Origin of the sequence: Azohydromonas aeria, assembly GCF_009760915.1 — a bacterium.
GTDB classification, from domain to species: Bacteria; Pseudomonadota; Gammaproteobacteria; order Burkholderiales; family Burkholderiaceae_C; genus Azohydromonas; species Azohydromonas aeria.
The window spans coordinates 1-19,707 of record NZ_VIDQ01000066.1; the positions used below are offsets into that span (position 1 = coordinate 1).

Annotated in this window: 19 protein-coding genes and 1 tRNA gene; 7 read left to right on the plus strand and 13 right to left on the minus strand. The window is 71.2% G+C overall.

Annotation, left to right across the window (positions count from 1 at the left end):
• From FJ694_RS27435 to FJ694_RS27445, 3 genes are all read right to left on the minus strand, one after another.
• Positions 1-205, minus strand: a 205-nt coding sequence (locus FJ694_RS27435; RefSeq protein WP_198321025.1) for a hypothetical protein, incomplete at its 3' end; no start/stop codon positions are given.
• Between the two features lie 316 nt (positions 206-521).
• Positions 522-2,030, minus strand: coding sequence for a CYTH and CHAD domain-containing protein (locus FJ694_RS27440; protein WP_157270729.1), 1,509 nt, complete (start codon positions 2,028-2,030; stop codon positions 522-524).
• A 198-nt stretch (positions 2,031-2,228) separates the two neighbouring features.
• Positions 2,229-2,450 (minus strand): hypothetical protein, encoded by a 222-nt coding sequence (locus tag FJ694_RS27445; protein ID WP_157270730.1) that lies wholly within the window; start codon positions 2,448-2,450, stop codon positions 2,229-2,231.
• Between the two features lie 344 nt (positions 2,451-2,794).
• Here FJ694_RS27445 and FJ694_RS27450 point away from each other — a divergent pair, with 344 nt between their 5' ends.
• Positions 2,795-3,034 (plus strand): hypothetical protein, encoded by a 240-nt coding sequence (locus FJ694_RS27450; protein ID WP_157270731.1) that lies wholly within the window; start codon positions 2,795-2,797, stop codon positions 3,032-3,034.
• Positions 3,035-3,052: 18 nt separating this feature from the next.
• On the opposite strand, the gene ppk2 is transcribed toward FJ694_RS27450, so the two are convergent.
• Both ppk2 and FJ694_RS27460 read right to left on the minus strand, forming a co-directional pair.
• Positions 3,053-3,958: a polyphosphate kinase 2 gene (ppk2, locus tag FJ694_RS27455; protein WP_157270732.1), complete on the minus strand. Its 906-nt coding sequence runs from the start codon at positions 3,956-3,958 to the stop codon at positions 3,053-3,055.
• A 296-nt stretch (positions 3,959-4,254) separates the two neighbouring features.
• The gene (locus tag FJ694_RS27460) at positions 4,255-4,614 is read right to left on the minus strand and encodes a type II toxin-antitoxin system HicA family toxin (protein WP_232540245.1); all 360 of its coding nucleotides are present in this window, start codon (positions 4,612-4,614) and stop codon (positions 4,255-4,257) included.
• Between the two features lie 115 nt (positions 4,615-4,729).
• On the opposite strand from FJ694_RS27460, the gene FJ694_RS27465 reads away from it, so the two are divergent.
• Positions 4,730-5,944, plus strand: a complete 1,215-nt coding sequence (locus FJ694_RS27465) for an HD-GYP domain-containing protein (protein ID WP_157270733.1) — start codon at positions 4,730-4,732, stop codon at positions 5,942-5,944.
• On the opposite strand, the gene gorA is transcribed toward FJ694_RS27465, so the two are convergent.
• A complete protein-coding gene (gene gorA / locus FJ694_RS27470; RefSeq protein WP_232540246.1) occupies positions 5,937-7,337 on the minus strand; it encodes a glutathione-disulfide reductase in 1,401 nt (466 codons plus the stop codon). The genes FJ694_RS27465 and gorA overlap by 8 nt on opposite strands.
• Before the next feature lie 120 nt (positions 7,338-7,457).
• Here gorA and FJ694_RS27475 point away from each other — a divergent pair.
• Positions 7,458-7,534 (plus strand) — tRNA-Met (locus tag FJ694_RS27475).
• 46 nt (positions 7,535-7,580) lie between these two features.
• On the opposite strand, the gene FJ694_RS27480 is transcribed toward FJ694_RS27475, so the two are convergent.
• The 4 genes from FJ694_RS27480 to FJ694_RS27495 all read right to left on the minus strand — a co-directional run bounded on the left by FJ694_RS27480 (position 7,581) and on the right by FJ694_RS27495 (position 13,275).
• Complete coding sequence (locus FJ694_RS27480) at positions 7,581-8,255, minus strand: hypothetical protein (RefSeq protein ID WP_157270735.1); 675 nt, start codon at positions 8,253-8,255, stop codon at positions 7,581-7,583.
• 88 nt (positions 8,256-8,343) lie between these two features.
• Positions 8,344-9,804 (minus strand): replication initiation protein, encoded by a 1,461-nt coding sequence (locus tag FJ694_RS27485; RefSeq protein ID WP_198321026.1) that lies wholly within the window; start codon positions 9,802-9,804, stop codon positions 8,344-8,346.
• Between the two features lie 1,306 nt (positions 9,805-11,110).
• Entirely contained in the window at positions 11,111-12,100 is a 990-nt protein-coding gene (locus FJ694_RS27490) for a ParB/RepB/Spo0J family partition protein (RefSeq protein ID WP_157270737.1), read from the minus strand.
• Positions 12,097-13,275, minus strand: a complete 1,179-nt coding sequence (locus FJ694_RS27495) for a ParA family protein (RefSeq protein WP_157270738.1) — start codon at positions 13,273-13,275, stop codon at positions 12,097-12,099. The genes FJ694_RS27490 and FJ694_RS27495 overlap by 4 nt, the downstream gene beginning before the upstream one ends.
• Before the next feature lie 343 nt (positions 13,276-13,618).
• On the opposite strand from FJ694_RS27495, the gene FJ694_RS27500 reads away from it, so the two are divergent.
• Complete coding sequence (locus FJ694_RS27500) at positions 13,619-16,195, plus strand: M14 family zinc carboxypeptidase (RefSeq protein ID WP_157270739.1); 2,577 nt, start codon at positions 13,619-13,621, stop codon at positions 16,193-16,195.
• Positions 16,196-16,436: 241 nt separating this feature from the next.
• On the opposite strand, the gene FJ694_RS27505 is transcribed toward FJ694_RS27500, so the two are convergent.
• Both FJ694_RS27505 and FJ694_RS27510 read right to left on the minus strand, forming a co-directional pair.
• Positions 16,437-16,916 (minus strand): type II toxin-antitoxin system VapC family toxin, encoded by a 480-nt coding sequence (locus FJ694_RS27505; RefSeq protein ID WP_157270740.1) that lies wholly within the window; start codon positions 16,914-16,916, stop codon positions 16,437-16,439.
• A gap of 15 nt (positions 16,917-16,931) precedes the next feature.
• Positions 16,932-17,147: a FitA-like ribbon-helix-helix domain-containing protein gene (locus FJ694_RS27510; RefSeq protein ID WP_157270741.1), complete on the minus strand. Its 216-nt coding sequence runs from the start codon at positions 17,145-17,147 to the stop codon at positions 16,932-16,934.
• 355 nt (positions 17,148-17,502) lie between these two features.
• Here FJ694_RS27510 and FJ694_RS27515 point away from each other — a divergent pair, with 355 nt between their 5' ends.
• The gene (locus tag FJ694_RS27515) at positions 17,503-18,306 is read left to right on the plus strand and encodes a PEP-CTERM sorting domain-containing protein (RefSeq protein WP_157270742.1); all 804 of its coding nucleotides are present in this window, start codon (positions 17,503-17,505) and stop codon (positions 18,304-18,306) included.
• Between the two features lie 109 nt (positions 18,307-18,415).
• Here the strand turns inward: FJ694_RS27515 and FJ694_RS27520 are convergent, their stop codons facing one another.
• Positions 18,416-18,565: a hypothetical protein gene (locus FJ694_RS27520; RefSeq protein ID WP_157270743.1), complete on the minus strand. Its 150-nt coding sequence runs from the start codon at positions 18,563-18,565 to the stop codon at positions 18,416-18,418.
• On the opposite strand from FJ694_RS27520, the gene FJ694_RS37675 reads away from it, so the two are divergent.
• Together FJ694_RS37675 and FJ694_RS27525 are read left to right on the plus strand one after the other, a co-directional pair.
• Positions 18,564-18,689 carry a hypothetical protein gene (locus tag FJ694_RS37675; protein ID WP_259373184.1) on the plus strand — a complete coding sequence of 42 codons (126 nt, stop codon included), beginning with the start codon at positions 18,564-18,566 and terminating at the stop codon, positions 18,687-18,689. The two genes, FJ694_RS27520 and FJ694_RS37675, sit on opposite strands and share 2 nt — an antisense overlap.
• Before the next feature lie 105 nt (positions 18,690-18,794).
• Positions 18,795-19,670: a BON domain-containing protein gene (locus FJ694_RS27525; protein ID WP_157270744.1), complete on the plus strand. Its 876-nt coding sequence runs from the start codon at positions 18,795-18,797 to the stop codon at positions 19,668-19,670.
• Positions 19,671-19,707 lie beyond the last annotated feature (37 nt).

Below are 19,707 nucleotides of genomic sequence, written 5' to 3' on the forward strand. Positions count from 1 at the left end.
GCAGCCGGGCCGCTTCCATCACGTCGGCAAAGCGCACCTCGAAGAACTCGTCGAGGTTCGACGACACGATCGTGACGTAGCGCAGCCGCTCCAGCAGCGGCACGTCGTCGCGCCGCGCCTGCGCCAGCACCCGGCGGTTGAAGGCCAGGATCGCCTTCTCCCGGTCCAGCAGCACCAGCGGGGGCGGCACATCGGTCGAAGGCATCGCAACCACAGTTTCCGCACCGGGTACAGAGAAGTCGTTCATGGATACCGACTTTATGAACCGATTGCGACAGCAATATGACAACACGCCCATGCCGGTGCCGAAAGGCCGGCCCGCGCGGCGGCGTGCGCCGCATCCCGGACCATGCCGGACAGGACATCGTCGCCGGGCAGCCGCGGCCGGCGCTTTCCCGCGCGGTCATGCGCCGGCGCGGCGGCACCTTCGCAACGTTGCGCTGGAAACCACCCGCCGCGCGGACCTCGCACTCGCCCGGGCGGCGGCCCGGCCACGCGGGTGTCGCCTCCCGCGGCAACGTTCAGTGCTTGCCCTTCTTCTTCCAGAACCGCGGCGCCTCCGCCACCTTGCGCAGCGCGCGGCGGCACTGGCGCGCGCTTTCCTGCTGCTGTGCACTGAGCCAGCCCACGGCGAACCAGGCCTCGGGCTGACTGTCCTTCGCACGCGTGAACGCTTCCAGTCCCACCGCGTCGTCGTTGTGCTCGCCCAGGGCATCCTGCGCCGGGCGCAGCGCCTCGACGTAACGCTCCACCGCATGCGCACCGTACAGCGGTGCTAGGAATTCGCCGAGGTAGCGCAGCCGCTTCAGGCGCTTGCGCACGCGATGCTGGCGCTCCACCGGCAGTTCCGTGAAACGCTCGCCGTCGCGCACCACCTGGTTGTGCAGCCGCGCCAGGCGCTCGCGCAGGCCCTTGCGGCAGGCGCCGTCGGCCTTGCAGCCGGGCTGCCCGGCCTCGTCATCGCCCAGCGAGAACGCCAGCAGCTCCAGCAGCACGGCCTGGAAGGCCATGTCGCGCACCACCGCCCCGGGCGGGTGCACCTCGCTGCCCTGCGGCCAGCGCAGGCCTTCAGGCGCGCCGGCAGCGGCCAGCCGGGAGAGTACGGCGCGCGAGACCGACTCCGTGTCGCGCACCTCGCCCAGGCGGCTGAAGGCCGTGGCCAGCACCTGCTCCTGGCCAGCATCGAGCGCCTTGCCGAAGCCGCCCAGCTCGCGCAGCGCGGTGCGCAGCCGCCGCAGGCCCACGCGCGCCTGGTGCACGTGTTCGGCTTCCGTGCTGCCCGCGGCAATCTGGCTGGCGTTGGGCAGCACCTGCTCCAGGCAGTTCGCCACCACCGCGCGCAGCAGCGCGCCCTGCGACATCGACCAATCCAGTGCCGGCACGCCGGCCTTGACCGCCGGCGCGAACGGCCTCCCCTCGGCCAGCAGCCGGCCTCGCTGGCCCTTGGACGCCGTGGACAGCCACAGCCGGTGCGCCGTCAACCACGGCCGCGCCAGCGCGAACACGCCGCCGGGCACGCCCTCCTTGAGCTCCAGCTCCAGCTCGCACACCTCGATGTCCTGCCCCTTGGCGTGGATGCTGCCGCGGTCGTAGGCCACCTCGACCTGCGAGGCGTCCTGGCTCATGACGCAGGTGCGGCGCTCGATGCGGGTGTGGAACTGCTCCACCACCAGCGTCGAGACGTCGTCGAGCGAGCCGCCCAGCGCCTCGGCCAGGGCACGCCCGGCCGGGCTGTCGCGGTGCCGCGCCAGGTCGGGCCGCGGCAGGGCGCGGCCGGCTCCGGGCTCGACGCGCACCTCGTCCTCCAGGCGCCGCAGCAGGTGCGGCCCCGCGCCCTTGAGCGTCTGCACCCACTGCCCGTTCTCGCGGCGCAGCCGCCAGGAGAAGCCGTGCGCCGCGAGCTGGCCGCCGGCCGTGTCGAAGTAATGGGCTTCGAGCTCGGTGCGATCCCAGTGCGCCACGTCCAGCGCCGCTTCCAGCGCGGCGCGCCGCTCGGCGGGAACCTGCAGCTTCAACTCGAGTTCGTGCATGAAGGCCTCGTGCGGGTTCGGTGTCGGCAGGGCGGTAGCAAGCTCGGGGCCGACGCGGCGCCCATTGCGAAGCCGACGCGGCCGGCAGCATGCCCTCGTCCTGCAGCGGCCGCTTGGGCGCCAGGCAGGTGTCCAGATCGACGTCGTGCAGTCGCACCGGATAGCGTTCCGGCGCGGGAAGACGGCCGGTGCCGCGTATCAGTCGATGAGCGCCAAGTGCTGCTCGGTCCAGCCGCTGCGGCGGCGGTAGGCGCCCTCCCCGTCCAGCGCCGTCACGGGCACGACCTCGGCCGTGCCCTCGATGACCGTGCCCTGGTAGCGGGACTCGATCGCCTCGCGCGTGGCCTTGAAGGGCACGAAGCTGCGGCCCTGCGCCTCGAAGACGTCGAAGCTGTAAACGGTGACATTGCCGGGTTCCACCTTGAATACTCCTTGCAGGCGTCGCGAAACGGTCGGCGCATTCTATGGAAGCCCCACCCGGGAAATCCCGGGGTCGGGGGAGGCCATGGCTTCGCGAAGCAGTTCCGGCACGAAATACCCATCCTGTGGTAGGTCGCCCGCCCTCCCCCGACGCAGGCTTGCGGCAGGGGCCGACGGGCAACGTGACGGAAGTCCCGGCAAGCGCGACTTCAGGCTCGAGGCGTGATCCAGTTCTCGGTGCCGGCCGGCCGGCACCGCGCCCGCCGCGGTTAGCCTGTATCCAAAGCAGGGCCATCCCCGAGTGGAGCGACGACACGGGCCCTGCCCTTGCAACGGAGGGCGACATGCACACGGCGGACACCAGCATCACGTCTCGCATCCCGGGCACGGCCACACCGGCCGCCAGCGGCTTCCTGCTGCGCTTCAACTGCCTGTTCACCGGGCGCGGCATGAGCTTTCCCTGCGATGCCAGCGGCACGGTGGACCTGCAGGCGCTGAGCGAGCCCGCGCGCGGCAACCTGCAGCGCGCGCTCAGCGGCGTGGGCCGCGACTACGGGCTGCCGCAGGTCGTCCCGGCTTGCTGAGGCAAGCAGGCACGCGGCTCAGTACACCTCCGGCACGACCATTTCCTTCGGCACCGGTACCCGGAAATAGTCTTCGTGCCGTTCGCGCTCGGGCAGCTCGATCGGGCCGCGCGGCACTTCCTCGTAGGGCACGAGGCCCAGCAGGTGGTGGATGCAGTTCAGCCGCGCGCGCTTCTTGTCCACCGCCTGCACCACCCACCACGGCGCCTCGGCAATGTGGGTGCGCTCCAGCATTTCCTCCTTGGCCTTGGTGTAGTCCTCCCAGCGCCGGCGCGACTCCAGGTCCATGGGCGAGAGCTTCCACTGCTTGAGCGGGTCGTGGATGCGCGCGAGAAAGCGCCGGTGCTGCTCGTCGTCGGTGATGCTGAACCAGTACTTCACCACCTGGATGCCCGAGCGCACGAGCATGCGCTCGAACTCCGGCACGGTGCGGAAGAACTCCTCGACCTCGTCCTCGGTGCAGAAGCCCATCACCCGCTCCACGCCGGCGCGGTTGTACCAGCTGCGGTCGAGCAGCACGATCTCGCCGCAGGCCGGCAGGTGCGTCACGTAGCGCTGGAAATACCACTGGGTGCGCTCGCGGTCGTTGGGCGCGGGCAGCGCCACGGTGCGCACCACGCGCGGATTCAGGCGCTGGGTGATGCGCTTGATCACGCCGCCCTTGCCGGCGGCGTCGCGGCCCTCGAACACGATGACCATCTTGTGGCGATTCGCCACCACCCAGTCCTGCAGCTTGATGAGCTCGCGCTGCAGCCGGAACAGCTCGATGAAGTAGCGCTTGCGCGGCAGCTCGCCCGCCGGGCGCGCCTCCGGCGGCGTGCCGCGGTCATCCTCCCATTCGAGCTCCAGCTCCTCGTCGTAGTCGTCGATCAGGTCCTGCGACAGCATTTGCCACAGCTGGTCGTTGGAAGGCAATGCGCTCATGGTCGAAAGGCAGTGTCGAGTCGGTGGGCCAGGCGTCTCGGCCGCGAGGGCCGGTGGGGTTACGGGGCACGGACCGTGCCGGCGAGCCATGCGCCGGCGCGACCGGCCCAGCCCCGGGTGTAGCCGCGCCGCGTGACAAGCCGGTGACGGCGGCCCACGCCGGCACATCCTGGCGCCCCCGCATGCCATCGCCCGGGCCTTCCCCGGGGTTTGCGGGCTTTCTCCGCTTGTGCCCGGCATGGCGCGGGACTGCCCTGGCGTCGGGCAGCTGCCAAGCGCCGCCGGCGCCACGCCGCTTACGGCCGGTTCTCGTACTGCGAGGGCGTGACGCCGGAGCGCGCCAGGAACTGGCGCACGTGCAGCAGCCCGCTGGCGTCGAGCGTGTTGCTGTGGTGCGGGCGGTGCAGGATGCCTTCCATGGTCCCGATGCGGGCCCGGATCCGCGCCCCCGACAGCGGCTCCAGCGTGGCGCCGACGTGCCTGAGCAGCGACTCGACATCGCGCCAGTGCACGTTGCCGCTGGGCGGGTCGTGGAAGATGGTGCGCAACAGGCTGGCGACGCGGTGGCTCATGAGCTTCTCCCGGAAGCGGCCCGGCAGGGCCGCGGCTTCACGGCCCATGGTCGCCTGCGGGCCGCCGCCGTCAAGTCCGGCCATCAACACCACGCGCGGCGCCCGAAGCGTGAAATAAGCGCTCAATTGACGGGGTGGAACGTCCGAAGAGCACGGCATCCGCAGTACCGCGGCGCCTGCCGCATTGCCCTGTCCCGCCGTGAAACTGGTTCCCCTGTCCGCCGACCACCTCCAGGAACAAGCCAGCCTGCCCTTCCACGTGTACGCGTCGGACGGGCGGCTGCTGCTGCCCGCCAACTCGCGGCTGCGCGACCCGCGCACGCTGCAGCGGCTGCGCCAGCAGGGCTCGCTGTACGTGCAGCCGGCCGACTACGCCGCCTGGCGCCGCGGCGTGGCGCAGGCCGTCAGCGGCGCGCTGCACAGCAACGCCACGCTGGGCCAGCTGGCCAAGGCGCGCACGGACATGGTGTGGGAGGAGATCCCGTCCCAGCCCGGCGAGGAGTGGGAAGCGCTGGTGCTGATGCTGGACAAGACGCTCAATGCGCCCGCGCCCGACAAGCCCTGGGTCGAGCGCGTGCTGCGCATTCACGCCGAGGTGCGCCGCCTGGCCGCCGGGCGCCGCATCGACGAGGCGCTGTTCCACTTCATCTACACCGGCGGCTGCCGCACCGCGTTCTACAGCAGCCGCCAGGCGCTGCGCTGCATGCTCGTCGCCGGCGAGGCCGCGCGCGAGCTGCAGTGGGACGACGCGCGCATCGCGCTGCTGGACAAGGCGGCGCTGACGATGAACGTGGCTTCCTGGCGGCTGCAGGACCGGCTCGCGCGCCACGCCGGCGCCATCGAGGACCCGGAGGAGCGCGCGCAGATCGCGCGCCATCCGGCCGAGGGCGCGCAACTGCTGCGCGACAGCGGCGTGGACGACGCCGACTGGCTCGACGCCGTGCGGCTGCACCACGACGATGCCCTGGCCGCCCAGCCGCTGGCCACGCTCACGCCGGGGCAGCAGGTCGCCTCGCTGCTGCGACGGGTGGACCGCTACAGCGCCATGCTCAGCCGCCGCGCCGGGCGCGAGCCGCTGTCGGCGACGCAGGCGGCGCAGCAGACCTGCCTGGGCGCCGACGGGCGCCCGGACCCGATCGGCTCGCTCATGCTCAAGGCCATGGGCCTGTACCCGCCGGGCAGCTTCGTGCAGCTCGCCAGCAGCGAGCGCGGCATCGTGCTGTCGCGCGGCGAGCGCGCCAACCAGCCGGTGGTCGCGGCGCTGACGAACGCCGAAGGCATGGCGATGGTGGAGCCGCGGCTGCGCCACACCACGCAGGCGAACCACGCGGTGCGCGCGGCGCTGCGCCCGGGCGAGATGCTGGTGGACCCGCCGCTGGAGAAGCTGCGCGCGCTGCGCGCCATGTTCAAGTGAGCGCGGGCGGCGCCACGCCGGCGCTGGCGATGGTCGGCGCGCCGTGGCGGCGCGCGGGCTCGCGCATCAGCACGAACTCCTCGGCGGCGGTCGGGTGCACGGCCAGCGTGCGGTCGAAGTCGGCCTTGGTCGCGCCGCAGCTCAGCGCCACGGCCAGGCCCTGCACGATCTCCGGCGCGTCCGCGCCGATCATGTGGATGCCCAGCACCCGGCCGCTCAAGCCGTCCACCACCAGCTTCATGTAGCTGCGCGCCGGGCTGCCGGTGAAGGCGGTGCGCATGGGCCTGAAGTCGGACTCGTACACGTCCACCGGCCCCAGCCGCGCCGCGGCGGCCTCGCCCAGGCCTACGGTGCCGATGGGCGGGTCGGTGAACACCGCGCTGGCCACGGTGCGGTGGTCCACGCGCACGCGCCGCGCGCCGAACTCGCTGTCGGCGAAGGCCCGGCCCTCGGCGATGGCCACGGGCGTGAGGTTGACGCGGTTGGTGACGTCGCCGATGGCCCAGACGGCGTCGGCGCTGCTGCGGCTGTCCACGTCCACGGCGATGGCGCCGCGCGCGTCCAGCCGCACGCCGGCCTCCTCCAGCCCCATGCCGGCCGTGTTCGGGCGCCGGCCGGTGGCATTGAGCGCGGCCGCGGCGCGCAGCACCGAGCCGTCGCCGCGCAGCAGCTCGAAGCCCGCGGCGGTGCGCGACAGCGACTGCAGCGCCACGCCGCAGGCCAGCTCGACGCCGCGCGCGGCCAGCGCCGGCGACAGCCGCTCGCGCAAGGATTGGTCGAAGCCGCGCAGCAGCAGCGCGTCGCGGTAGGCCAGCGTCACCTTCGCGCCCAGCCCGGCCAGGATGCTGGCGAATTCCACCGCGATGTAGCCGCCGCCGATGACCAGCAGCGACGCGGGCACCTCGCGCAGCTCGAGCACGTCGTCGGAGGTCATGGCCAGCTCCAGCCCCGGAATCGCATCGCGCGCGGGCGCGCTGCCGCTGGCCACGAGCACGCGCCCGGCGCGCAGCACACGCCCTCCCACCTCCACCACGCCGGCACCCGCCAGCCGCGCATGGCCGGCCGCGAGCTCCACGCCGGAGTCGTCCAGCAGCTTGCGGTAGTGGCCTTCGAGACGGGCGATCTCGCGCGCCTTGGCGTCGGCCCAGCGTGCCATCTCGAATCGGCCGGACACGTCCACCCAGCCGTAGCCCGGCGCCTCGGCCAGCGACTGCGCATAGCTGGCGGCGTACATCATGAGCTTCTTGGGCACGCAGCCGCGGACCACGCAGGTACCGCCCACGCGGCCGGACTCGGCCACGAGCACGCGCGCGCCATGCGCCGCGGCGCGCCGTGCCGCGGCCACGCCGCCGGAGCCCGCGCCGATCACGATCAGGTCATGGCTATGGCTCAAATCAGGCTCCTTCTTGCCTATTGGATTCGTATGCAACCATCCCATGCGCCCTTCCCGGACGGCCGCCGGGCGGGGTGCACAAGCCGCCCTGGCGGCCTGTGGTACACTGCATTCTTCAGTCGCGGGGTGGAGCAGTCTGGTAGCTCGTTGGGCTCATAACCCAAAGGTCGTTGGTTCAAATCCAGCCCCCGCAACCAAGTTTTCCCGAAAGGCCGTCCTCGCGACGGCCTTTCCCATTGGCGCTCAATGCAGCGCCGCGGCCCGGTCGAGCAGCTCGTTGAGCTCCCAGGACGTGAGCGCGCCGTCGGGCGGCTCGGCCGTCACGGCCACGCCGATCGAGGCGATGCGCGTCATCAGCTTGAGCTCGCCGATGCCCATGCCCAGCACCAGCTGCGAGGCCAGCGCGCCGGGGATGCCCTGGTCCATGTCCGTCACCGCCGAGGGCGGCACGAAGCAGGCGATGTCGTAGGCGCCGGGCTGGCTCGTGCTGGGCTTGGGCAGGAAGCGCAGCGCGTCCAGCGCCACCGGCTTGCCGGCTATCTCCACCGCGCCCAGCGCCTCGGCCGCGTGCCGCGGCACCGGCGGCTTGAACGCCACCGTGCTCAATCCGGCCGGCAAGGCCGGCGCCGCGTCCACCAGCGCCAGCACGGCATCGATGCCTTCAGGGTTGCACCCGCAACTGATGGCCAGCACGATGGCGCTGCCCGCCTCGCCCTCGACGGGCACTTGCTCGATCTCCACCGACAGCGTCTCGTCGACCGCCTTGGCCGCGGCGTCGAGCACGGGCACCGCGCCGGTGGCCTGCTCGACGGCCTCGACCCACTGCGTCGTCTCGGGCTCCACCGCCAGCGGTGCGCGCAGCACGTCGGCGTGCGACAGGACGGTGGCCCAGAACTCGGCCGTCTTCCCCTGGTTCATGACATCTCTCTCCAGTCAGCGGCGCCGCAATGCGCCCCGTGCGCGGCAGCATACGCCCCACCCTGGCGGCACGCCGCGGCCGCGGGTGCTAGCCGCCGGCGCCACCCGAGAACAGCACGGCCTGGCCCGCGCCGCGCTGGGTGCTGCTGCGCGCGGCCTTGCCGGCCGCCTTCAGCACGTGCTGGCCGAAGGCGTGGCGCAGCCGCGGCGTGGACTGCAGCTCGGCGTCGGTCACGGGCCCCTTCTCGCGCTGCAGCTGCGCCCGCACGGCGCGGAACAGCAGCGTGCGCACGAAGGAGCTGCGCAGCTCGGCACGCTGGCCTTCGGATGCGGCCAGGTACAGCGCGAAGCCGCGCTCGCCCTCGCTCTCGTACTCGCGCTTGAGCGCGTCCTGCATCTGTTCCACATGCGGCTCGGGCGCGCGCGGCGTGGCGCCCACGGCCCGCCGCGGCCGGACCGGCGCCGGCAGGGCCGCCGCGGACCGCGGGGCCGCGGCGTCCGCCTCGACCTCAGCCGTCGGGATGCTCCAGCCCTCCTCGATGGCCTTCACCAGCAGCCGCCCCGGGGCGCTGACCTTCTTCGTCTGCGTCGCCATGCGGTGGCGCACGAACTCGATGGCGGCCTTGATGCGCTCCGTCGACACCCCGCCGCCGGCCTGCGTGACGCGTTCGATGTCGGCGTGGCCGAGCCCGAACTCCGCCACCAGCGTCTCGTAGAGGCTGCGCAGCTCCAGCGCGTGCTCCATCGAGGCGGCCAGGGCTCCGGACTGCGGCCGGAACACGAAGCGGATGCTGGCGATCTTCTTGGAGCCGGGCATGGCCCGCGTCTCGTAGTCCACGTGCAGGTCCGACACCTCGCAGAGCTGGTCCACGGCCTTCTGCAGCGCTTCCTTGCGGAAGGTCTTGAACTCGGCCAGCCACTTCGTCTCGGCCACGCCCAGCCAGCGCTTGACCTCCTCCACCGGCAGCCACTCCGTGGGCGAGCCCTTGTAGGCAATGGCCTTGAGGTGCTCGTACAGCCCGTGGGCGTAGATGGAGGTGAACACGCAGGTCGTGCGCAGCGACAGGTACGTGTAGCTGTTCGGGTCCAGGTGCAGCTTGCGGATGGCCGGGTGGAAGTCGAAATAGACCCGCCCGCCGGCCACGCCCACCGCGCCCACCAGCGGCACCGAGATCCAGTCCGGCGCGGTGCCGCCGGCTCGGTAGCGCTCGATGCGGATGCTCGACTTCTGCGCCTCGCGCAGCGCCTTCTCCAGGTGCTGGTGGTTGCGGCTCTCGTAGTTCATGAGGAACTTGAACAGCCCGACCTCGACGTCGAAGCGCTGCACCTCCGCCGGCGCCTGCGAGGCCAGGAAGTGCATCACGTTGAGGCCCTTGCGCGCCGTCAGGCTGAGCTCGCCCACGTCGATGAGCACGTTGGACTTGCGGTAGGTGATGTCGGTGCGCGATCGCGCCAGCGTTGCCTTCGGGCCCTCGCGGTTCACCGTCTCCTCGAACACGGCCAGGGCGAGCTGCTCGCCGGCGTTGGCCGGCACGGGAAGGTTGGACACGGACGCGCTCTCCAGGCATGCGGGTGCGCGAGCGTAGGTTGCCATGGTGAGGTCAGTCAACGCGGAACCCTACTTTTGCCGGTTGCGCGCAACACCGGCGCCCGGCGGCGGGACGCCAGCGGCCTGTGGACAACTGCGCCGCCCATGGCAAATGCACGGCTCTGGCCTCATCACAAGAATCCCCACCTTTGCGCACAAGAACCCCCACCATCGCGCACAAAAAACCCCGCCTTGGCTGCACAAGAAACCTCACCTTGGGCACAAAAATCCCCACCTTGATCACAAAAACCCCCACCTTGCTTCACGCAAGTCATTGTCGGCAAAAGGAAAAATGGCAGCCGAATTGCTTGCTTGCCTTAAAGAGCCTGCTTGCTACGCCGAGTCGTACCAAGAAGCCCGGCAATCACCCTTTCCGTCAGGCCGGGCAGGCGCGACCATGGCCGGGAGTTCTTGCACCGGTAGCGCCGCGGACAGTGGAGTGGCAAGGTGCGGAAATTTGTGCGGACCGGGTGGCAAGGACCATCGGGCCGTGCCGGGCTGGACCGTCCGTCCGGCATCCCAGCCCCTCCCGCCGGTGCCAAGGTGGGGTTTCTTGTGCAAGCGCGGAGCGTCTCGCGGAAACGGCCACGGGAGCACAAAAAACCTCACCTTCGATCGCACCGGAGCCGCGAAGCGCAAGTGCCATGGCTCGCACCACGGGCTCGCGAGCACCTTCGTGCCGCCTGGCCTGCTGCGGACGGTCGTCCCGATAGGGTTCCGGATGTGACCCGGGACAGCCCAGGGCCGTGGCCTGCGTCACGGACGCGGCGCGGTGGTATCGAAGCGGTGCCAAGGTGGGGTTTTTTGTGATCGGCACGCGGCTGCTGCGCGGCATGGCCAGGGCACGCAGCTTCCCGCAATGCCTAAAGGTAGGGATTTTTGTGCGGTCCGACGCCTGGCCTGGAACCACTCTGGCTGTGTGCGCCTACGCCGTGCACGCCACCGCGCACAACAAACCCCACCGATGCGCGCATCAGCGCCGGAACGGCACCGCGCAGGCCTGCCGTGACGGCGCGGGCTGGATGCCGGATCGGAAAAATTTCTCGCCGGCTGGAGAAAGTCGCCCGGAGACTGCGGTCAGGAAGGCTTCGGCCCTCTTCTTGTGCGCCTCCTCCGGATCTTGCCACCGGCCAGTAGGCCGTCAGTGAATCGGCAAGTCCGGCCGGCATCCTCCGCGTCCGCAGCAGCGCCGGCGGCGGGCGCCGAGCGTTCCGTTTTTCGCTAAGTCCTTGTCACGCAAGGACTCGTACTTTCCTAAGCCGGGTATTCAGGAGCGCGCCGCGTCCTTCAGGGCCTCGGCGGCCATCTCCTGCAGCAGCGCGTCGATGCGCTCCACGACCTTGGCCATGTCCACGCCATCGGTGGCGAAGTCCACCCGCACGGAGCTGCCCACGACGCGGCGCTCGGCAAACTTGAAGCGCCCGGCCAGGATGCGCTTGGCGCTGGCCGCGGGCTTCGGGGCGCGCGGCCGGGCACGGACGAATGCCACGGCCTGCTGTTGCTTGAGCTCGCCGCGGATCACCTGGCGCACTGCCTCGGTCACCTGGCCATCGAGCTCGCCGCCCGAGAGCCGGGCCAGCTCCTTGACGAGCTTGACGCCGATGCGCTGGGGATGGGCGCGGATCTCCTCCAGCGCCGCCTTCGGCAGCCGGGCAAAGGCGAACAGGTCGCTCACCAGCTGGTCCGAGATGCCGGCCAGGCGCGCGAGCTCGGCCTGGGACAAGCCGGTGAGTTCCTGCTCACGCTGGAAGCCCTGCCAGCGCTCGTAGTCCGACAGCTCCTGCGTGATCAGGTTGGCGAAGAAGGCCGCGCGGTTCACCTGCTCCTCGGGCAGCTCCAGCACCGTCACGGCAATGGCGGGGCGGCCCATGTCGCGGTAGGCCTGCAGCCGGTTCTCGCCGCTGACGACCTCGAAGCGGCCGTCGGGCTTGCGCCGCACGGCGATCGGGTGCACCAGCGGGTTGGCGCGCAGGTTCTCGCGCAGCTCGGCGTACGCCTCGGCCGTGAGCCGGCGCCGGCGCCCGGGCACGCTGTCGATCAGCGACAGCGCCACCTCCACCGGCGCCCTGCGGTCGAGCTCGGCCTGCAGCGCGGCGGCGCGGGCCTCGGCATCCTCCACGCGCTTGACCGCGCCGGAGAGCAGCGCCTTGCTCGGCGCCGTGCCGCCGATGAATTCGGGCGTGCCGCTGGCCGGAGCCGGCGTGGGCGCCGTGGCGGCGGCGGAGGCCAGGCTGGCCTTGAGGTGCTTGAAGCTCATGCTGGTTTCCAGACCGTCGCCTGGGTCAGGTTGTCGATGATGCGCGCGACCTCGTCGCTGGCATCGCGCAGCTTGGCGTAGGTGCGGGCGCTGCCCTCGTACTTGGTCATGTCGTAGAGCGTGCCGAACTGCAGCCCGCCCAGGCTGGCCACCGGGCTGCGCGGGATCTCCACCGGCAGGATGTAGGGCCCGTAGGTCTGGATGATGCGGTCGCGCACCAGCGAGCTGGCGACGTTGGTGGCGTCGGTGCGGTTGAGCAGCACGCGCATCCAGGCAAAGCGCTTGTCCACGCCGAAGCCCTCGCGCAGCGTCATGAGCAGGTCCTGCAGCAGGCCCCAGTACGCCACCGAGGAGGCGTAGTCCAGGTTCTCCGGCGGCAGCGGCATGAGCAGCCCGTCCGCGGCCATGGCCGCGTTGACGGCCATGTACGACAGCGACGGCGCGGTGTCGATGAGGATGTAGTCGTAGGCCCGGGACAGCGGCTGCAACGCCGTGTGCAGCAGCGCCCACCAGGCCGAATCGGCCCGCGCCGCGAGCTGCGGCAGCGCCGCTTCCGCGGCGAACAGGTCGGGCGTGGCGGGCACGATGTCCAGGCCGTCCCAGTAGCTCGGCCGCACCATGGGCGTGAGGTCGCGCGGCGCGTCCTCGCCGCCGGCGAAGATCGACAGCGCCGTGTCCTTCTCCTCGACGTCGGCACCGGGCAGCCAGCCCGCCAGCGTCGTGGCCGAGCCTTGCGGGTCCAGGTCCACCACGAGCACGCGCCGGCCCATGAGCGTGAGCGCCTGCGCCAGGTGCATGGTGGTGGTGGTCTTGCCGCTGCCGCCCTTGAAGTTGACGGTGGCGATGGTGGCCGCGGCCATGCCCTCGGGGCGGCCGGGGCGCGTGGCCAGCGCCTGGATCCAGGCGCGGGTCTCGGCCAGCGTGTAGGCGCGCCGCCCGCCCGCGGCCGGCACGCCCTGGGGCAGCCCGCGTTCGGGCCGCGTGCGCAGGTAGTTCTGGTGCTTGGCGTCGATGCCGCACAGCGCGGCCACCTGGCCGCCGTTGAACACCGGCGGCACCTTGCGCGGCTGCGGCTCGAACATGCGCTGGCGCAGGTCGCCCAGGAAATGGCGCGCGCTGGAGTTAAGCGCGTGCAGTGACTGCAGGTCGAACGCCTGCATCTCGATTTGTGGCATGGCCTCCCCGATTCGTGCTTGAAGCGCGATTTTGTTTGTGAAGCTCTAATTCCTGCAATGGCGGCGAAGCGACGGCTGTTGTTCCCAGGCACCCTGACTGTCCTCCGGTGGGGCCGCCGTCAAGCCGGCCGCGTGGCGTGCTGCGCCATTGCGGGCGGCCTCCTGGTCCGGGACTACAGTGCCTGCAACGCGGTCCCGGCCATGAACGTGCCCCGCGCGGAACGGCAGCCCACCAAGGGCCCGACCGTGCGGGCATTGCCCTTCATCCGCCCGCCGCGTCCTGCACCTCGTGAGGAAGGGAACGTCCATGCACCGCTGCGCGCGCCGTCACTCCAGTCCCGGCATGGCCTTGGCCGGTCTGATCTCGCTGTCCACCGGGCTGCTGGGCGGCTGTGGAGGCGGCGAGGGCCCCGGTCCCGTGTCCGGCCAGGCCGCGGCCGGCAGCCGCGAGCAAGCAGCCGCCGTGACCTCGAACTGCCCGCCGCTGCAGGCCACGCCCGTGTTCCAGGGCGCCGTGCCCAAGCCCGAAAGCGTGCTGGGTTTCGCCCTGGGCAGCCGGGAAGTGAGCAGCGCCGAATCCGACCGCTTCCTGCAGGCGGTGGACGGGTCCAGCGCGCGCGTGGTCACCGGTGTCGCGGCCACGTCGGTCGAGGGCCGGCCCCTGCGCTACGCCATCGTGGGCCGCGAGGCCAACGTGTCGGCCATGGGATTGCAGCGGCTGCAGGACGCGGTGCGCAAGCTGCGCGATCCGGCGACTTCGGCGGCGGAAGCGGCCGCGCTGGCGGCCAGCACGCCGGCCATCCTCTGGATCAGCGCCAACGTGCACGGCAACGAGGAAAGCGGCACCGACGCGGCGCTGCGGGTGCTGCACGAGTTGGCCGACCGCCAGGACTGCGACGCGGCGCGCATCCTGGACAACAGCGTCGTCGTCATCCTGCCCATCCAGAACCCGGACGGCCGCGAGGCCGACACCCGGCGCAACGCCTACGGCTTCGACATGAACCGCGACTGGTTCGCGCGCACGCAGCCGGAAACCGACGGCAAGCTGGAGCTGCTGCGCCAATACCCGCCGCTGCTGTTCATCGACGCGCACGAGATGGGCCAGAAGAAGTACTTCTTCCCGCCCAATGCCGACCCGGTCTACCACGAGGTGCCCGACCGGGCGCTGGCCTGGATCAACGGCCTGTACGCCCCGGCGCTGGCCGCAGAGTTCAGGCGCCAGAAGATCGCCTTTTTCACCGGTGCGACCTACGACCTGTATGCCGCCGAGTACGGCGACTCCGTGCCCACCATCGGCTTTCATGCCGCGGGCATGACCTTCGAGAAGCACAACGGCGACGCCATCGCCACGCGGCTGCGCGAGCAGTACGTGGCGATGTGGTCCTCGCTGTCCGCGGCGGCCGCGCAGCGCCAGCGCCTGCTGGGCGAATGGCGGCTGTCGCAGCTGCAGGCGCGGGACCAGGGGCAGGCCGGGCTGCTGGACCCCAACATCGTCCAGGACGACGCCAAGTCGCTCCATCAGGTGGTGCCGGCGCTGGCGGTGCGGCACTACTTCTTCCCCGACGATCCCCTGCGCCGGCGCGAGCTGGCCCAGCTCGTGCGGCGGCTGCAGCGCATGGACGTGCAAGTCTGGCGGCTGAGCGCGCCACTGCAGGTGCCGGACTACCGGCCCTACGGCGCCGCTCCCCGCGGCGTCACGCTGCCCGCCGGCAGCTACTGGGTGCCGATGGCGCAGCGCCAGAAGCACTGGATCCAGGCCATGCTGCACGAAGACCCATACATCCCGACCTCCTACAGCTACGACGTCTCGGCCTGGAGCAACCCGCTGCTGCTCAACGTCTCCGGCGGGTCGTCCGGTGCCGTGCTCAGCCCGCAGGCCAGCCTGGCGAGCGCGCAGGCGGCGCCCGCCTGGGCGGCGCCGGCCGCCCCGCCGCGCATCGGGCTGCTGGAGCTGCCCGGCACGGCGGGCTTCGAGTCCGCCGGCGCCATGCGCTACCTGTTCGAGAAGGCCTGGAGCCTTCCCTACACCTTCCTCACGCCCGACACGCTGCTGGCCGGCCTCGACGGCATCGACGTGCTGGTGGTGCCCGATGGCAGCGCCAAGGAAACCTTGCAGAAGCTGGGCTCGCGTGGGCAGCGGGCGCTGGCGGACTGGGTCAGGGCAGGAGGGCGCTACGTCGGCTACCAGCGCGGCGCGGAGCTCGCCGTGGGCGTGGGCGTCTCCACCGCGGTGCTCAAGGCATCGGGCACCGCCACGTCCGGCGCGCTGGTGCGCATCCGGCTGGACGGCAGCAGCCCGCTGGCCGCCGGCGTGGCAACGGCGGGGTCGAGCGCGGCCACCGCCTGGATCATGTACGACGACGACCCCGAGATGACGCCGGGCCTGGGCACCGCGGCCGCCACCTTTCCCGCCCCGGACACGGCGGACTTCCACGTGTCCGGATTGAAGACCGGCGTGGAGGAGCTGGCCGGCTCGGCCGCCATCGCGGACGAGGCGGTGGGCAACGGGCGTTGCGTGGTGTTCTCCTTCGATCCCAACTTCCGTGGCTGGGCCGAGGGCACGCAGCGCATCCTCTGGAACGCGGTGCTGGGTTCCAACCCGGCGCTGGCCTCCGTGGCCGCCGCGACGACGCCGGACGCCGCGCGCCAGGCCGCCGTGCAGAGCGCGCAACGCGCCGCGCAGGCGCTGCCCGACCTGGGCCGGCCCATCCGCATCGTGGTGCGCTCCAGCGATGCCGACGCAACCCGCACGCTGCTGCAGGGCCACGGCGCCGAGTTCCAGGAGTCACGCCGGGGCGGGCGCACAGTGTTCCTGATCGCCAACCGTGACGGCTTGTCGGGAGAGGAGCATCCCTTCGCACACGAGTTGGCACACGAACTGAGACAGCGGGTCACGCCGCTGGCGGTGCGGATGCCGTAGGGCATGGGCTGGGCCGCGCGCTGGGGGAGGTGGGGGGGCGAGGTATTAATTCAAAGTTTGTCAGAGTGGTACAAGCGGCGTTATGTGAAGTGGCACAGCGCAACCGGCCTTATGTCCAACTTGGACAACAGGGGCGCCGGTTGGGTTGCCCAATACCGCCCAGGCGTCGGCGGACCGAGAGATTGGTGTCGCCGACGAAGCGCCGCAACAGGCGTGCGGTATGGACGGCGCAATCCGCTGGTTACTGCAGCGGCTCCGTACTTCCAGCCGCGAGACCAGACGGCCGATCGGCAAACGGGTTGAGCAGCTTCAAGCCGGGAATCGTGCAAAACGAAGCTCCCTGATCCCGCGTGACCACCGTCATGTCGCGGATGAGCGCCATGGCGGCGATCTGCTTGTCGATGGTGTGAGGGTCCTTCTTTTCACCCGACAGCAGTTCACCCCAGACCATTGCGCAATCAGCGTCGAACTCGATGATCCGCTCGCCGTAGTTGCGCAGCAGGTCCTCGGTGAGCCAGGCGTCGTAGACCGTGGCCCGCTTCAGGTCGTCGGCCGCGCCGCGTCGGCGCAGCTTGGCAATGCCGGCACGTATCTCACCGATGACCTGGGCCGGCAGGAACAACGCGTCGGGATCGACGGCCTCGAAGAAGCGCCGCACGCCCCAATTGGCATTGGTGCGCTTGCGCAACTCGCTCACGACGTTGGTATCGAGCAGGTACACGCGAAAACCAGTCTTTCAGCGCAGGTCGAAGAGGTCGTCGTCTTCGGGGAAGTAGGGCATCGACGCCAGCACCTGCGTGAACGATCGCTTGGCCGGCTTGCGGCCCTTGAGCAGCGCCTCGCGCAGGATCTCGCGGTGCTCGGCCTCCGTGCTGCGGCCGTGCTCGGCGGCGCGGCGCTTGAGTTCCGCGGCAACGGCTTCCTCGACGTCTCGAACCAAGAACTGAGCCATGGTCACCTCCTTGAGGCAGGATGATAGCAATGCTATCAAGCAGCTTTCGTGCTGAATCACCGTGGGTGATCGCCTGCTTCCAAGCCCTTGTCGCATAAAGCTTTAGCCTTGCAGCGCTCAATACACCGTCGCCTTTTCATGTTCTTTTTAAATTGTTGATAATTGCTGTTATCACCCAACTTCATCGCACCCCCCTAGCCGTGAACACCGTCCGGTTACCGCCGTAACACGGCGCCGCTGTCGATTCCGGAGCGGTAGGCCCAAGGTGGCAGCCCCTCGTCGCGCTGCGGCAGCTTCTTGCCCGGCCGCGCTGCGACCCGGGACCCTGTCCCTCGCTGTTGACGGAGGTGCTGCCATGAAGTCGTTCCTTCCCGCCTTGCTGACCTGCTTGTCCGCGCCCGTGCTGGCCAGCGTCGGTGCCAGCGCCAGCCTCACCGGGCTGCGCTACGAGCTGGTGGACCTCGATCTCAACGACGGCATCACGCCCGCCGTGAAGTTCACCGGCCAGTCCCTGGCCCGCGTCAAGAATGCGGGGTACTGCATTGGTTGCAAGGCCATTGGCAGCTTCACGGCGCCGGCCAGTGTCACCTTCTCCGACGGCTCGGCCGCGGTGTCGCAGGAGGGCCTGTTCGCCTTCAGCGGCTCCGGCAGTGCCAGCCTGGCGGCGGCAGACTTCCCTGACTTGAGCCCCCGGCGCTACGTGAACAAGGCCGTGGCGCGCTACGAGGGCGTGCCCGGCATGCCGCTGTTCCAGCTGTCCGCCCACACCGGGCTGCGCATCACCGGCCAGTACACGCTGGCGGCCAGGGTCGATCCCTTCCGTAACCCTCCGCCCCTGCTGCGCCGCCCGGAGTCCGGCACCGCCGGCGTGTTCTTCATCTCCCGCTTCCTTGACGGCGACAGCCTGGCACGCTCCATCACGGCCAGGTCCGATTGGCAGTCCGCGCCCGACCAGGTGCAAGAGAGCGGGGAGATCTCCGTGCTGCTGCGCAACGACCTGGACCACCAGGCCACGCTGTGGGGCAGGTGGGGCGTGGTCGCCATGTCCGCCGTGCCGGGTATTCCCGAGCCTTCGACCTACGCACTGATGCTGGCCGGGACCGGCCTGATCAGCGTGATCGTGAGGCGGCAGCGGGTGACTCGACGGAAGGCCGGATGAAGACGACGCCTCGCCGTCACTAGGGACGGTCTCCTGCGCCTTTTCCCTGACAGGAGGCCGCGTCCCGGCCTGGCATGGCCGGTTTCTCCACGCCGGCACGGAGCAGTCGTCACGAATCGAGCAACGACAGGTCGCTCGCAGGCAGCAGGCGCCGGAGATCATGGCCGAAGGTGCACGGCCGTTCGCCTTGTGACTGCTCGGCTGTAGCGATCCAGGCATCGGGCAGGTCGTCTCCAGCCCGCTGCTTGTCCAGCGCCATGGCCCGCAGCAGGGGCCGCTTCGAGGCCGGCGTGCCCTACGCCAGCACCGATGCCGACGCCGAGGCGGAGTTCGCGCTGCGGCTGGGCGGCGTCAGCTCGGCGGCCCTGGCCGATGTCCTCTGACGCCCCGGCCCGGGTCGCCGCCCGGGAAAACACCGGTTCGGGAACGGGGCTTGCACCTCGCTTGGAGCCGCCCCGGCGGCCACAGCTCACGCAAGGAGGTGCCCGATGAACCGTACATGGACTGTCCTGGGGACGCTTGCCGCCGGCGCGGCGGCGTTGTACCTGACCGACGCCGAGCAGGGCGCGCGCCGCCGCTCGGCGCTGCGCCGCACCCTCACCCGGGCTGCTCGGGAAGCGGCCGACACGCTGGAAGACACCGGCCGCGAGGCGCTGGACCGCCTGCAGCAGCTCGACCACCAGGGCCGGCAGGCCGGCGACCAGGCCGCGCACCGGCTGCAGCGGCTGGCCGACGAGGGCCGGCAGGCCGGGCGCAGGGCTTGGCACCGGGCCGAGGCGCTGGCGCGCGAAGCCCGCGACCCTGTCCCGGCCCGGCACGGCAGCGAGCACTGGCCGGTGCAGGCGGCGCCTTCCGGCGGCGGCCGGCCGTGGCTGCCGATGCTTGGCGGCATCGCCATCGGCGTCGCGGCCATGTACCTGCTGGAGCCGCAACACCGCAGCCGGCGCCTGGCCCTGGTGCGCGACCAGGCGCTGCGCCTGGGCCGCTCCGGTGCCGACCTCGTCGGGGTGGATCCGCAGGACCTGGGCGAGCGCGCCCGCGGCCTGGCGGCGCGCGCCGCCGGCCTGCTGCAGGGCACGCCGCCGGACGATGCCGTGCTCGAGCAGCGCGTGCGCGGCGCGTTGCAGCGGGTGCTCTCGGACGCGCAGGCCCTGCGCATCACGGCCGACGCGGGTTGCGTCAGCCTGGGCGGCCCGGTGCCCGCCGACGAGCTCGCGCGGCTGTTCGAGTGCGCGGCCTCCGTGCGCGGCGTGAGCCAGGTGCGTGACGACGGCCTGCAGGTGCAGCCCTCGGCCACTGCGGCAGCGGCCCTGCGGCGCCAGGCCGCCGCCGACGGCGCCCCGGCCTCGCCGCTGCAGGCCTGACGGGCCCGCCGGCCCGCTTCGGCGGGCCGCTCCCGTT

What these genes read in the sequence shown, in the direction of transcription:
- FJ694_RS27495 (WP_157270738.1), bottom strand. Translation starts at nt 13,275, where the DNA reads ATGCCACAAATCGAGATGCAGGCGTTCGACCTGCAGTCACTGCACGCG.
- FJ694_RS27440 (WP_157270729.1), bottom strand. Translation starts at nt 2,030, where the DNA reads ATGCACGAACTCGAGTTGAAGCTGCAGGTTCCCGCCGAGCGGCGCGCC.
- ppk2 (WP_157270732.1), bottom strand. Translation starts at nt 3,958, where the DNA reads ATGAGCGCATTGCCTTCCAACGACCAGCTGTGGCAAATGCTGTCGCAG.
- FJ694_RS27500 (WP_157270739.1), top strand. Translation starts at nt 13,619, where the DNA reads ATGGCCTTGGCCGGTCTGATCTCGCTGTCCACCGGGCTGCTGGGCGGC.
- FJ694_RS27460 (WP_232540245.1), bottom strand. Translation starts at nt 4,614, where the DNA reads ATGGCCGGACTTGACGGCGGCGGCCCGCAGGCGACCATGGGCCGTGAA.
- FJ694_RS27490 (WP_157270737.1), bottom strand. Translation starts at nt 12,100, where the DNA reads ATGAGCTTCAAGCACCTCAAGGCCAGCCTGGCCTCCGCCGCCGCCACG.
- FJ694_RS27480 (WP_157270735.1), bottom strand. Translation starts at nt 8,255, where the DNA reads ATGAACCAGGGGAAGACGGCCGAGTTCTGGGCCACCGTCCTGTCGCAC.
- FJ694_RS27525 (WP_157270744.1), top strand. Translation starts at nt 18,795, where the DNA reads ATGAACCGTACATGGACTGTCCTGGGGACGCTTGCCGCCGGCGCGGCG.
- FJ694_RS27520 (WP_157270743.1), bottom strand. Translation starts at nt 18,565, where the DNA reads ATGGCGCTGGACAAGCAGCGGGCTGGAGACGACCTGCCCGATGCCTGG.
- FJ694_RS27510 (WP_157270741.1), bottom strand. Translation starts at nt 17,147, where the DNA reads ATGGCTCAGTTCTTGGTTCGAGACGTCGAGGAAGCCGTTGCCGCGGAA.
- FJ694_RS37675 (WP_259373184.1), top strand. Translation starts at nt 18,564, where the DNA reads ATGGCCCGCAGCAGGGGCCGCTTCGAGGCCGGCGTGCCCTACGCCAGC.
- FJ694_RS27450 (WP_157270731.1), top strand. Translation starts at nt 2,795, where the DNA reads ATGCACACGGCGGACACCAGCATCACGTCTCGCATCCCGGGCACGGCC.
- FJ694_RS27515 (WP_157270742.1), top strand. Translation starts at nt 17,503, where the DNA reads ATGAAGTCGTTCCTTCCCGCCTTGCTGACCTGCTTGTCCGCGCCCGTG.